Here is a 13,007-nt window from a genome sequence, read left to right as displayed (position 1 = left end):
TGGCGTCGCCGGCGCACTCCGCGCGCCCCTTGCACCCGTCCTGAACGCCGGGATCTTGCTTTTCCGCGACCGCGGCAAGTCGAGATCGACCCGCCCGCGCGCGGAACGCTTGTAAGGAGTGTTCCGATGGACCGACCCGAATTCTACCGTTTCCACCAGGGCGAGCGTGTCCTGCCCTTCGAGGCCTCCGAATACGAGGCGCGGCTCAAGGGGTTGCGCGCCGCGATGGCCGAGCATGGCGTCGATGCCTGCGTGATGACCTCGATGCACAACATCGCCTATTATTCGGGCTTTCTCTATTGCAGTTTCGGGCGGCCCTACGGGCTGGTCGTGACCGCCGGCGAAAGCGTGACGATCAGCGCGGGCATCGACGCGGCCCAGCCATGGCGGCGCAGCCACGGCGACAACATCACCTATACCGACTGGCAGCGGAACAATTACTGGCGCGCCATCCGCTCGGTCACGGGCGAGGGCCGGGTCGTGGGCTTCGAAGGCGATCACCTGACGCTGGCGCAAAAGGCGCTGCTCGACGAGTTCCTCAAGCCGTCCTCGACCGTCGATATCGCCCCGGCGACGATGCGCCAGCGGATGCACAAGTCCGAAGCCGAGATCGCGCTGATCCGCCACGGCGCCGCGGTCGCCGATGTGGGCGGCTACGCGATCCGCGACGCGATCAAGGTCGGCGCGCGCGAGATCGACATCGCCATGGCGGGGCGCGACGCGATGGAGCTCGAGATCGCGAAACGCTTTCCGCAGGCCGAGTATCGCGACACTTGGGTGTGGTTCCAGTCGGGCATCAATACCGACGGCGCCCATAACCCCGTCACCGCGCGTGCGCTCGAGGTGGGCGATATCCTCAGCCTTAACACCTTTCCGATGATCTCGGGCTATTACACCGCGCTCGAGCGCACGCTGTTCGTGCGCGAGCTCGACGATGCCAGCCGCCACGTCTGGGAGGCCAATGTCGGCGCGCATGAATACGGCATGAGCCTGCTGAAACCCGGCGTCTCCTGCGCCGAGGTGGCCGAAAAGATCAACGTCTTTTTCGCCGAGCGTGACATGCTGCAATATCGCACGTTCGGTTATGGCCATTCCTTCGGCATCCTGTCGCATTACTACGGCCGCGAGGCGGGGCTGGAACTGCGCGAGGATATCGACACCGTGCTCGAGCCCGGCATGGTCATCTCGATGGAGCCGATGCTGACCATCCCCGAGGGGCAGCCCGGCGCCGGTGGCTACCGCGAGCATGATATCCTTATTATCACCGGGGACGGGAACGAGAACATCACGGGCTATCCCTACGGCCCCGAGTTCAACGTCGTCGGCTGACGCAATCCCGGCGCGGCCGCCATGCGGGCCGCGCCGATCCCGCGACGTCCGGGCTTTGACGACCGGGCATTCCTTGCTAGCGTCGCGGTACGACGACCGACCGGAAAGCCCGCCCCGAATGTCCTATCTCGACAATATCCGCACCTTCGTGCGCGTCTACGAGCTGGGCAGCATGTCCGCCGCGGGGCGCGACCTGCGCGTGTCGCCCGCCGTCACCTCGTCGCGGATATCCCAGCTCGAGGAACACCTGGGCGTGCGCCTGTTCCAACGCACCACGCGCAGCCTGACCCCGACCGAGCAGGGGCAGGCCTTCTACACCGGGGCCTGCGGCGTGCTCGAGGCGGTCGAGAGCGCCGAGGCACAGATCGTCGACATCACCGAGAACCCGCGCGGATCGCTTTATGTCGCGGCGCCGCTGGGGGTCGGGCGCCGGCTCATCGCGCCGCATATCCCCGAGTTCCTGCGCGCCTATCCCGCGGTGTCGGTCCGCCTGCGCCTGACCGACCGCAAGGTTGACGTGACCACCGAGGGGCTCGATCTCGCCTTCTTTCTCGGCCAGCCCGAGGACAGCACGCTCAGGATCCGCAAGATCGCGGATGTGGCGCGGGTTCTCTGCGCGTCGCCCGCGTATATCGCCGAACACGGCAACCCACGCGACGGGGATGCGATCGTGGCCGACGGGCATGAATGTCTCAATCTGCGCTTTCCCGGCGCGACCGAGTTCCAGTGGCGGCTGGTGGCCAGGGACGGGCCGCGGCGCTATCGCATCGCGGGGCGCTATGAATGCGACGATGGCGATGTGCTGACCGACTGGGCGCTGTCGGGGCAGGGCATCGCGATGAAGCCGATCTTCGAGGTGGGGGATCACCTTCAGGCCGGGCGGCTCGTGCCCGTGGCCACGCAGACCCCGCCCGAGCCGATCCAGATGGCCTGCCTTTTCACGCATCGCAGGCGGCAGGACCCCAAGACGCGGCTGTTCATGGAGTTCATGATCGACCGTATCGCCTCGGTCGTGCGCGACGCGGAAAAGCGGTTTCAGCTTCCGCGATAGGTCGAATAGCCAAAGGGCGAGAGCAGGAGCGGCACGTGGTAATGGGCCTCTTCGGACATGCCGAAGCGGATCGGCACGGCATCGAGGAACCGCGGGCTTTCGGGCGGCGTGCCGGTCGCGTCGAGATAGGCGCCCGCGTGAAAGACAAGCTCGTAGGTGCCGGTGCGGAACTCGTCGGCGGGCAGGATCTGCGCATCGGTGCGCCCGTCGGAATTGGTCTCGACCGTCTTGAGATGGATGCGCGTGTCGCCGTCGAGCCGGAACAGCTCGATCCGCAGGCCCGCGGCCGGGCAGCCGCGCGCGGTGTCGAGAACATGGGTCGTCAGATATCCGGCCATCGCGAAAGCTCCTGTTTTGCGGTCTCCTTGTAGGGCCGAGGGGCCGCGCCGCGCAAACCGGAGCGCCAAGAGGCACCTTTCGGTTTAATTTGACAAAATGCGGGCGTCTTTCGGTTTAGAAAGGGTCATCCCATCCGAGAGGACCGACGACGTGATCCGCTATCCCCGCGATATGACCGGCTACGGCAAGACGCCGCCCGCGGCCAACTGGCCCAACGGGGCGAAGATCGCCGTGCAGATCGTTCTCAACTATGAGGAGGGGGGCGAGAACAACGTGCTGCACGGGGATGCGGCATCGGAGGCGTTCCTGTCCGAGATCACCGGCGCCCAGGCCTGGCCCGGCATGCGGCACTGGAACATGGAATCGATCTACGATTACGGCGCGCGCGCGGGGTTCTGGCGGATCCACCGGATGCTCAAGGATCTGCCCGTCACGGTTTACGGGGTCGCCACGGCGCTTGCGCGCAGCCCCGAACAGGTCGCCGCCATGAAATCCGCCGGTTGGGAGATCGCGTCGCATGGCCTGAAATGGGTCGAGCATCGCGACATGACGGCCGAGGACGAGCGCGCCCAGATCCGCGAGGCGATCCGCCTGCATACCGAGGTCACGGGCAGCCCCCCGCGCGGCTGGTACACGGGGCGGTGTTCGATGAACACCAACGACCTTGCCGCCGAAGAGGGTGATTTCGACTATATCGCAGACAGTTACGCCGATGACCTCCCATATTGGATGAAGGCTGGCGGCAAGGATCAGCTTGTCGTGCCCTACACGATGGATTGCAACGACATGCGCTTTGCAATCCAGGCGGGTTTCGCCTCGGGCGACGATTTCGAGGCGATGCTGCGCGATGCTTTCGACACGCTCTATGCCGAGGGCGAGGCCGGCGCGCCGCGGATGATGTCGATCGGTCTGCATTGCCGCCTGATCGGCCGGCCGAGCCGCGCCGCGGCGCTCAAGCGCGCGATCGAGTATTTCCGCGCACATGACGGGGTGTGGTTCGCAACCCGGCTCGAGATCGCGCGGCACTGGGCGGCCGAGCATCCGCCGGTCGACCGCCCGCGCCCATCGCAGATGGATCGCGAGAGTTTCGTGGCCGAGTTCGGCGGGGTGTTCGAGCATTCGCCCTGGATCGCCGAGGGCGCCCATGCGCTCGAGCTCGGGCCCGCGCATGACAGTGCGACGGGGGTTCATTCGGCGCTGGCGCGTATCTTCCGCTCGGCCTCCGAGGAACAGCGGCTGGGCGTGTTGACGGCGCATCCCGATCTCGCGGGCAAGCTGGCGGCGGCCAAGCGGCTGACGGCCGAATCCACGGCGGAACAGGCGTCGGTCGGGCTCGACTCGCTCACCGACGAGGAACGCGCGACATTCACCGAGCTGAACGACGCCTACCAGGCAAGGTTCGGGTTCCCCTTCATCATCGCGGTCCGCGACAACACCAAGGCGTCGATCATGGACGCGTTCCGGCGCCGGATCGAACATGACCGCGCGACCGAGTTCGCCGAGGCCTGCCGACAGGTCGAGCGCATCGCCGAGCTGCGCCTGCGCGAGAAACTGCCCGCATGAGCCGCTCGATCGTCACCGAGCCGCTAACCGCGGCGGGTTTCGCCCCCTTCGGCGACGTTCTCGAGGCGGAGGGCACGCCCGACAGGATCATCAACCAGGGGCTGTGCGGACGCTATCACGATCTCGCCCGGCTCGAGTTCGACGGCGGGCGCGCGGGCATCAGCCTGTTCCGCGCCGAGCCGCGCAGCCTGCCCTACACGCTCGACATGGTCGAGCGGCACCCCGACGGCGCGCAGGCTTTCCTGCCGATGACCGAGCACGGGTTTCTCGTCGTCGTGGCCCCCGATGACGGGGGGCGGCCCGGCCGCCCGCGCGCGTTCCTGACGCGTCCGGGGCAGGGCATCAATCTCTACCGCGGAACCTGGCACGGGGTTCTCACCCCGCTGCACGCGCCGGGCCTATTCGCGGTAGTGGACCGGATCGGAGACGGTCCGAACCTGGAGGAGCATTGGTTCGACACGCCATATCGTGTCGCGCCGGAAGGAGGCACCTGATCGGGGTGTCGGCGAAAGGCTAAAGGGAGGACCACCATGGCCGCATCATCCATCGGGACGCCGGAACAGCTCCGCGATCCGAACTATACACCGGCGCTGCATCGCGCCATTCCGCTGGGCATCCAGCACGTTCTGGCGATGTTCGTCTCGAACGTGACCCCGGCGATCATCGTGGCCGGGGCGGCGGGCTTCGGCTTCGGCTCCAACAGCCCCGATTTCCCCGAACTTCTCTACCTTATCCAGATGTCGATGCTCTTTGCCGGCGTCGCCACGCTGCTCCAGACGCTGACCATCGGTCCCGTGGGCGCCGCGCTTCCCATCGTTCAGGGCACGTCCTTCGCTTTCATCCCGATCATGATCCCTCTCGTCGCGGGCAAGGGTGTCGACGCACTGGCCGCGCTGTTCGGCGGCGTGCTGATCGGCGGCATGTTCCACGCGGCGCTCGGGCTCGTCATCGGGCGCATCCGCTTTGCGCTGCCGCCGCTCGTCACCGGGCTGGTGGTCACGATGATCGGCCTCGCGCTGGTCAAGGTCGGCATCGAATACGCGGCGGGCGGCGTGCCGGCCAAGGCCAGCGGGTCCGAGAGCTACGGCTCGATGGCAAGCTGGGCACCGGCGCTGATCGTGGTCTTCGTCACGCTGGGGCTCAAGTTCTTCGCGCGCGGGATGCTGTCGATCTCGGCCGTGCTGATCGGCATCCTCGTGGGCTATGTCTACTGCATCCTCGTCGGCAAGCTGCCCTTCGAGGCGATCGTCGGCTCGTGGGAGAACTCGGCCGCCTTCGCGCTGCCGCAGCCATTCAAGTACGGGATCGAGTTCAGCGTCGCGGCGATCATCGGCTTCTGCCTGATGGCCTTCATCTCGGCGGTGGAAACGGTGGGCGACGTGTCGGGGATCTGCAAGGGCGGTGCCGGGCGCGAGGCGACCGATGCCGAGATCACCGGCGCGACCTATGCCGACGGGCTCGGCTCGGCGGTCGCCGGTATCTTCGGCGGGTTCCCGAACACCTCGTTCAGCCAGAATGTCGGGCTGATCGCCATGACCGGCGTGATGAGCCGCCATGTCGTGACCATCGGCGCCATCTTTCTCATCGTCTGCGGGCTCGTGCCCAAGGTCGGCGGCGTCATCCGCACGGTGCCCATCGAGGTGTTGGGCGGCGGCGTGATCGTGATGTTCGGCATGGTCGTCGCGGCCGGTGTGTCGATGCTGTCGGACGTGAACTGGAACCGGCGCAACATGGTGATCTTTGCGGTGGCGCTGTCAGTCGGGCTGGGTCTTCAGCTCGAGGTGATGAATACCGGGCCGACCACGGTCAGCGCGTTGCAGCACCTGCCCGATACGCTGCGTGTGCTGGGCGAAAGCGGCATCCTGCCCGCGGCCTTCATCGCCATCGTGCTGAACCTGATCCTGCCCGAAACCCTGGCCGACGAGTCGACCGAGGAAGTCTCGGGCGGGCTGACCGGACACGGCGCGGGCCTCAAGGCCAAGACCGAGGCCACGGCCGCCAACGTCTGACCCGGCCGCCTCCGCGGACGATCAGGGCCCCCCGGTTTCCGGGGGGCCTTTTTCATGGCCGAGGGGCGCGGCGCGAAACGGAAAACGCCCCCCGGAAACCGGGGGGCGCCTGTCGGGCCGACGATGGGGTGTGGCCTCAGACCTCGACCTCGATGGCCGTCCCGTTTTCACGCGCGAGCGCCACGACCGCCGCAGCGCAGGCCAGATCCTGTAGCCCGACGCCCGTGCCGTCGAACAGCGTGATCTCGTCCGCCGAGCTGCGGCCCGGATGGGTGCCGTTCACCACCGCGCCGATCTGGTTGATATCGCCCTCGGCAATGAGGCCCTGCGCAACGGCGTGCTGCGCCTCGCCGATGCTGACCGATTGCGCGACCTCGTCGGTAAAGACGGTGGCACGGGCCAGCAGCTCGGGCGCCACTTCCTGCTTGCCCTTGGTGTCGGTCCCCATGCAGGCGACATGCGTGCCGGGGCTGACCTGATCGGCGGCAAGGGACGCCTCGAAGGACGAGGTGATCGACACGATCACATCGGCCTCGCGCATCCCGTCGAGCTCGACCGCCTCGAAGGGCAAGCCGGCCTCGCGCGCGACCTCCTCGATATTGGGCAGCATCTCGGGGTGGAGGTTCCAGCCGATCACCTTTTCGAACGCACGCTGCTTCAGCGCCGCGCGAAGCTGGAACTTTGCCTGATGGCCCGCGCCGATCATGCCCATCACCTTGGCGTCCTTGCGCGCGAGGTGGTTGATCGACACCGACGAGGCCGCCGCCGTGCGCAGCGCCGTCAGCAGGTTGCCGCCCACCATGGCGCTGACGCGGCCGGTATCGGGATCGAACAGGAAGATCGTCGACTGGTGGTTGATGATCTCGTGCCGCTCGAGGTTCTCGGGCCAGTAGCCGCCCGCCTTGAGCCCCAGCGTCAGCCCCGCGCGATCGAACCCGCCCTTGAAGCCGTAGAGCGCGCCGACATGGCCGATGGCCTCGCGGATGACGGGAAAATTGTAGGCGTCGCCGGACGCCATCGACGCGAACACCTTTTCGACCGCGTCATAGGCGGCCTCCTGCGTCATCAGATCGGCGATGTCGCGTTCGGGCACGATGAACATGGGCAAAGTTCTCCTTGGACAAAAAAGAAACGCCCGCGCCGTGACCCCTGGGGGGGCCGGATGCGCGGGCGGTATGGGCCGCGCCCCAAGGCGCGGCCGTGCGGGACGTGCGAGCGCGCTCAGTAGGCCTTGCCGCGGGCCGAGACGGGCCAGACGGTTTCGACCTTGCCGCCCCGCACGCCCACATACCAGTCGTGGACATTCGCCGTGGGGTCGCAATGGCCAGGCACGAGGCGCAGCTTTTCGCCGACCTTGAGCACGCCCTTGGGGTCCGCGATCACGCCATGTTCGTCCGAGCACTTGACGTATTCCACGTCGTCGCGCCCGTAGATCACCGGCAGGCCGCTATCGACCGATTGCGCCTTGAGGCCGGCGTCGCAGATGGCCTTGTCGGGCTTGGCGTGGCTCATCACCTGGGTCAGCAGGAAGAACGCGTTCTCCCACTCGCCCTGGTCGATGCGGTTGCCGTCGGCGTCGAGGATGCGGCCGTAATCGGCATCCATGAACGCGTAGGAGCCGCATTGCAGCTCGTTATAGACGCCCGAGTTGCTTTCAAAATAGTAGCTGCCGGTGCCGCCGCCGCCGACGATGTCGCACTCGATCCCTTCGGCCTTGAGCGCGTCGACCGCGTCCTTGACCTGCGCCACGGCCACGTCGATCTTGGCCTTGCGCTCGTCATAGCTGTCGAGATGCTGCATTGCGCCCTGGTAGGCCTGGATGCCGGCGAACTTGAGCCCGTCGGCGGCCTCGATCGCCTTGGCAAGCTCCACGACCGCGGGGGTGGTGGTCACGCCGCAGCGGCCGGCGCCGCAATCGATCTCGACCAGGCACTCGATCTGGGTGCCGTGACGCTGCGCCGCCTCGGAAAGCTGCGGCACGTTCTCGAGATCGTCGACGCAGCAGATCGCGCGCGCGCCGAGCTTGGGGATACGGGCCAGGCGGTCGATCTTTTGCGGATCGCGGACCTGGTTCGACACGAGCACGTCCTTGATGCCGCCGCGGGCAAAGACCTCGGCCTCGGACACCTTCTGACAGCACACGCCCACGGCGCCGCCGAGCTTTTCCTGAAGCTTGGCCACGTCGACGGACTTGTGCATCTTGCCGTGGACGCGGTGACGCATCCCGTGGGCCCTGGCGTAGTCGCCCATCTTCTTGATGTTGCGCTCGAGCGCATCGAGATCAAGGACCAGGCAGGGGGTCTGGATATCGGCCTCGTCCATGCCGGGCAGGGCCGGCACGTCATAGCCGACTTCGAGCCCTTCGAGTTTCACTGGTGCGTTCATGTGAGAGACTCCGTTTTTCAAAGTGTCCAGGGCAGCTTGTCGAGATCGACATTGCCGCCGGTGATGACCACGCCGACCCGCTTGCCGGCGAAACGGTCCTTGTTCTTGAGGATCGCGGCCAGCGGCGGGGCGCAAGAGGGTTCCATGACCACGCGCAGATATTTCCACGTCGTTTTCATCGCGTCGACGATCTCGTCCTCGGAGGTGGTGAGGATATCGGTCACATGGCGCGACACGAAATGCCAGGTCAGATCCTTGAGCGGAACCTTGAGCCCGTCGGCGATCGTCTCGGGCGCGTCGTCGGCGATGATGTGGCCCGCCTTGAAGCTGCGATAGGCATCGTCGGCCTGTTCGGGCTCGGCCGCGATGATCTGCGTCTCGGGTGCGAAGGTCGAGATCGTCAGGCAGGTGCCCGAGATCATCCCGCCGCCGCCGATGGGCGCGATGACGATATCGACGCCGTCGGTCTGTTCCATCAATTCCTTGGCGCAGGTGCCCTGACCCGCGATCACGCGCGGATCGTTGTAGGGGTGAACGAAATTGCCGCCCGTCTCGGCCTGCACGCGGGCAAAGGTCTCCTCGCGCGAGGTGGTCGAGGGGTCGCATTCGGTGATCGTGCCGCCATAGCGGCGCACGGCATCCTTTTTCGCCTGCGGCGCGGTGCGCGGCATGACCACGTTGCACGGGATGCCCCGGCGCCCGGCCGCGTAGCTGAGACAGGTGGCGTGGTTGCCCGAGGAATGGGTCGCCACGCCCAGCCGGGCCTCGTCCTCGCTCAGCCCGAAAACCGCGTTGGTGGCGCCGCGCACCTTGAAGGCACCCGGCTCCTGCAGGTTCTCGCATTTGAAGAAAAGCTGCGCGCCGGTCAGTTCGTTGAGATAGTCCGAGGTCAGGATCGGCGTGCGGCGGATATGCGGGCGGATGCGCTCATGCGCGGCCAGCATGTCCTCGTAGCCGGGGATCTCCATCGGAGCGTCGTCCTTCATGCCGCTTCCTTTCGCAGCGCGGCCGGGTGCGCGCGGTAGTATTCCTGCGCCGCCGCGACGCCCGAGCCGAGTTTCACATCGAGGCCGAGATCGGCCATGCACATTTCCGCCGTGGCGATACCCGACAATGCCATGACATCGGTCAGGCTGCCAAGGTGGCCGATCCGAAAGACCTTGCCGGCCACCTCGCCGAGGCCGACTCCGAAGGCCACGCCATAGGTTTCCGCTGCATGGGTGACGAGCGTCGTCGCGTTGAACCCCTCGGGGGTGCGGATGGCGCTGACCGTATCGGAATAGAGGTCGGGCGACGCCGCGCAAAGGCTCATCCCCCAGCCGCCAACCGCGGCGCGCACGCCCTCGGCGATACGGGCATGGCGGGCAAACACGTTCTCGAGCCCCTCGGCCAGCAGCATTTCGGTCGAGAGCTTGAGCCCGTTCATCAACCCGACGGCGGGGGTGTAGGGATAGGCGTTCGCGGCATAGCCTTTGACCATGTCGGCCACGTCGAAGAAGGTGCGCGGCAGGCGCGCCGTGCGGGTCGCCTCCATCGCGCGGTCCGAGAACCCGAGGATCGCAAGGCCCGGCGGCAGCATGAAGCCCTTTTGCGACCCGGCGACGGCGATATCGACGCCCCATTCGTCGAACCGGAAATCCATCGACCCGATGGAGCTGACCCCGTCGACCAGCAGAAGGGCAGGGTGGCCCGCCGCATCCAGCGCGCGGCGCACCGCGGCGATGTCCGAACGCACGCCCGTCGCGGTCTCGTTATGGGTGGCCAGCACGGCCTTGATCTCGTGGCCCTTGTCGGCGGTCAGGATCTCTTCGTAGCGGTCGGCGGGGATGCCCGTGCCCCAGGGCGCCTCGACGATCTCGACCTCGAGCTTGTGGCGCTGGCACATGTCGATCCAGCGATGGCTGAACATGCCGTTGCGCGCGGCGAGAACCTTGTCGCCGGGCGACAGGGTGTTGCTGATCGCGGTTTCCCAGCCGCCGGTGCCGGTCGAGGGAAAGATGAAGACATGCGCGCTGCGCGACTTGAGGATCTTGCGCACGTTCTCGAGGCAGGGATGCAGGATCTTGCCGAACAGCGCCGACCGGTGATCGATCGTCGGCATGGAGCAGGCCTGAAGGATCTCGCGCGGGATGTTGGTCGGGCCAGGGATGAAAACCGGGTTCTGGAAGCTCATGACCGTCTCCTTGATAGGGTATGCCCTTGTGTAGCCGTGTTTCGGGCGCAGGGATATTTTTTTGAAAAACGATTTCAAAAACGCGCAGGGGCGGATTCACGCGTGTTGCCAAGGCGTTATATTTTTCATATCGTGAAATCGAATTTCATGTTTGGCAAGGCACAGTCGATGGATTCCCCCAGGGATGCCGGCGGGACCACCCGCAAGATGCGCGGACGCCCGCGCGGCTGGGACGATACGGGCGCCGCGGTGGTCAAGTCGCTCGACCGCGCGATGGCGATCCTCGACCATCTCGGGCAGCATTCGGGCCTGTCGCTCTCGACGCTGGCGGGCGATCTCGGCCAGTCGCCCGCGACCGTTTACCGCGTTCTCGTGACGCTCGAATCGCGCGGGCTGGTCGAGCTCGACCGGCTCGAGCAGCATTGGCATGTCGGGCCGCGCGCCTTCGTCATCGGCGCGCAGTTCCTGCGCCGCACCAGCCTCGTGGAACGCGCCCGCCCGATCATGCGCCGCCTGATGGAGGTCACGGGCGAGACGGCCAACCTGGGTCGCGTGCAGGGTGATTCGGTCCTGTTTCTCAGCCAGGTAGAGACGCATGAGGCCATCCGCGCCTTTTTCCCGCCGGGCACCCTGTCGCCGTTGCATGCCTCGGGGATCGGCAAGGCTCTGCTGGCCGAGATGCCGGCCGCCCGCGTGGCGGGGATCGCGGCGGCCAGCGGGCTGCCGGGCTTCACGCCCAAGACGTTGCAACGCGCCGACGCGCTGGCCGCCGATCTCGCGGCGACGCGGGCGCGCGGTCACGCCATAGACGACGAGGAACGCAATGTCGGGATGCGCTGCATCGCGGCGCCGGTCTTCGACGTTCACGGCGAGGCGGTGGCGGGGATCTCGGTCTCGGGACCGACGAGCCGGATGGACCGCGACCGCAGCGCCCCCATCGCCGCGGCCGTGATGTCGGCGGCGGCCGAGCTGACCGTCGCCATTGCCGGGGTGGCGCCTATTCGGCCGCCTGCCTGAGGTCCGCACGGCGCATCGGCGCGGACAGCGCCGGACGCAGGGCCATGTGCCGGTTGACGTCTTTGTAGAGCAGGTAGCGGAACGGACCCGGCCCGCCGGCATAGCAGGCCTGCGGGCAAAAGGCGCGCAGCCACATGTAATCGCCCGCCTCGACCTCGACCCAATCCTGGTTGAGCCGATAGACTGCCTTGCCCTCGAGCACGTAGAGCCCGTGCTCCATCACGTGGGTTTCGGCAAAGGGGATGACCGCGCCGGGTTGCAGCGTGACGATGGTGACATGCATGTCGTGGCGCAGATCGGCGGGATCGACAAAGCGTGTCGTGGCCCATGCGCCATCCGTGCCCGGCATGGCCACGGGCGCGACCTCGGCATCCGAGGTCACGACGACATCGGGCAGGTCGAGCCCCTCGACCGCCTCATAGGCCTTGCGCAGCCAGTGGAATCGCACCGGCGCGTCCGATTCGTTGTGGAACGCCCAGTCCGTCGCAGGCGGCATGTAGACATAGCTGCCCGGCGAAAGGGTGTGATCGACGCCTTCGATTGTGATGGTGGCCGTGCCCTCGACGACAAAGATCGCGGCCTCGGCGCCGGGGTCGGTCTCGGGGCGGTCCGATCCGCCGCCCGGCGAGACCTCCATGATGTATTGCGAGAACGTCTCGGCAAATCCGCTGAGCGGGCGCGACAACACCCAGAGCCGCGTGCCCGTCCAGAACGGCAGAAAGCTGGTGACGATGTCGCGCATCGTGCCGCGCGGGATGACGGCATAGGCGTCGGTGAACGCCGCCCGGTCGGTCAGCAGCTGGTCCTGCGGCGGATGCCCTCCGGTGGGCGCGTAATAGCGTGCGGTCATGTCCGTCCCCGGTCCTGTGATCGTTGCCCGAGTCTAGGGGGGTGCCGGCGCGCCTGACCACCGGGAAACGCGCGACAGCACCTTTCGGCTTTCCGGCAGGATCGGCGCGGGGAAGGGGGCTTGGCAGCGGCTCACCCCACGTCACGCTCTCTTTTTCGCGAGCAGGCGATTTTCCCTCTTGCGGGTTTGGTTGGTGGTCCGTAGATAGCGCTTCACCGGCGGCGCTGAGGCGCGGTTGGGGCGGTCTTCCGGGGCTGGCGGCGGGTTGGTTGATCTGGCTCGTTGTTCGGT

The 13,007-nt window shown here is 66.8% G+C and carries 12 protein-coding genes; 6 read left to right on the top strand and 6 right to left on the bottom strand.

The features are described from left to right. Window positions 1-126: 126 nt before the first annotated feature. Window positions 127-1,329, top strand: a complete 1,203-nt coding sequence (locus E2L08_RS13270) for an aminopeptidase P family protein (protein ID WP_133397578.1) — start codon at window positions 127-129, stop codon at window positions 1,327-1,329. Window positions 1,330-1,447: 118 nt separating this feature from the next. Further along, window positions 1,448-2,380, top strand: a complete 933-nt coding sequence (locus E2L08_RS13265) for a LysR family transcriptional regulator (protein ID WP_133397577.1) — start codon at window positions 1,448-1,450, stop codon at window positions 2,378-2,380. Here E2L08_RS13265 and uraH read toward each other — a convergent pair. Then, the gene (uraH, locus tag E2L08_RS13260) at window positions 2,365-2,718 is read right to left on the bottom strand and encodes a hydroxyisourate hydrolase (RefSeq protein WP_133397576.1); all 354 of its coding nucleotides are present in this window, start codon (window positions 2,716-2,718) and stop codon (window positions 2,365-2,367) included. The two genes, E2L08_RS13265 and uraH, sit on opposite strands and share 16 nt — an antisense overlap. A gap of 151 nt (window positions 2,719-2,869) precedes the next feature. On the opposite strand from uraH, the gene puuE reads away from it, so the two are divergent. Genes puuE through E2L08_RS13245 form a run of 3 tightly spaced genes read left to right on the top strand, consistent with a single transcriptional unit; the run spans window position 2,870 to window position 6,291 of the window. Continuing rightward, a complete protein-coding gene (gene puuE / locus E2L08_RS13255) occupies window positions 2,870-4,282 on the top strand; it encodes an allantoinase PuuE (protein ID WP_240758236.1) in 1,413 nt (470 codons plus the stop codon). Next, window positions 4,279-4,776, top strand: coding sequence for an ureidoglycolate lyase (locus E2L08_RS13250; RefSeq protein ID WP_133397575.1), 498 nt, complete (start codon window positions 4,279-4,281; stop codon window positions 4,774-4,776). Before puuE ends, E2L08_RS13250 begins: the two co-directional genes overlap by 4 nt. A 36-nt stretch (window positions 4,777-4,812) precedes the next feature. Beyond that, a complete protein-coding gene (locus E2L08_RS13245) occupies window positions 4,813-6,291 on the top strand; it encodes a uracil-xanthine permease family protein (protein ID WP_133397574.1) in 1,479 nt (492 codons plus the stop codon). Window positions 6,292-6,427: 136 nt separating this feature from the next. Here the strand turns inward: E2L08_RS13245 and bhcD are convergent, their stop codons facing one another. The 4 genes from bhcD to bhcA form a co-directional block, all read right to left on the bottom strand. Continuing rightward, complete coding sequence (gene bhcD / locus E2L08_RS13240) at window positions 6,428-7,393, bottom strand: iminosuccinate reductase BhcD (protein ID WP_133397573.1); 966 nt, start codon at window positions 7,391-7,393, stop codon at window positions 6,428-6,430. A 119-nt stretch (window positions 7,394-7,512) separates the two neighbouring features. Continuing rightward, a complete protein-coding gene (bhcC, locus tag E2L08_RS13235) occupies window positions 7,513-8,676 on the bottom strand; it encodes a 3-hydroxy-D-aspartate aldolase BhcC (RefSeq protein ID WP_133397572.1) in 1,164 nt (387 codons plus the stop codon). 17 nt (window positions 8,677-8,693) lie between these two features. After that, a complete protein-coding gene (bhcB, locus tag E2L08_RS13230; protein ID WP_370450688.1) occupies window positions 8,694-9,644 on the bottom strand; it encodes a beta-hydroxyaspartate dehydratase BhcB in 951 nt (316 codons plus the stop codon). A 14-nt stretch (window positions 9,645-9,658) separates the two neighbouring features. Continuing rightward, entirely contained in the window at window positions 9,659-10,849 is a 1,191-nt protein-coding gene (gene bhcA, locus E2L08_RS13225) for an L-aspartate--glyoxylate aminotransferase BhcA (protein WP_133397570.1), read from the bottom strand. 168 nt (window positions 10,850-11,017) lie between these two features. Here bhcA and bhcR point away from each other — a divergent pair, with 168 nt between their 5' ends. Beyond that, entirely contained in the window at window positions 11,018-11,866 is an 849-nt protein-coding gene (gene bhcR, locus E2L08_RS13220) for an HTH-type transcriptional regulator BhcR (protein WP_133397569.1), read from the top strand. On the opposite strand, the gene E2L08_RS13215 is transcribed toward bhcR, so the two are convergent. After that, complete coding sequence (locus E2L08_RS13215; protein ID WP_133397568.1) at window positions 11,847-12,716, bottom strand: bifunctional allantoicase/(S)-ureidoglycine aminohydrolase; 870 nt, start codon at window positions 12,714-12,716, stop codon at window positions 11,847-11,849. The genes bhcR and E2L08_RS13215 overlap by 20 nt on opposite strands. Between the last annotated feature and the right edge of the window lie 291 nt (window positions 12,717-13,007).

The sequence above is a fragment of the Palleronia sediminis genome, assembly GCF_004358695.1.
In the GTDB taxonomy this organism is placed as follows: domain Bacteria; phylum Pseudomonadota; class Alphaproteobacteria; order Rhodobacterales; family Rhodobacteraceae; genus Palleronia; species Palleronia sediminis.
Note: the sequence above shows the minus strand (reverse complement) of the source record. Positions and strands in the feature narration are given on the sequence as shown.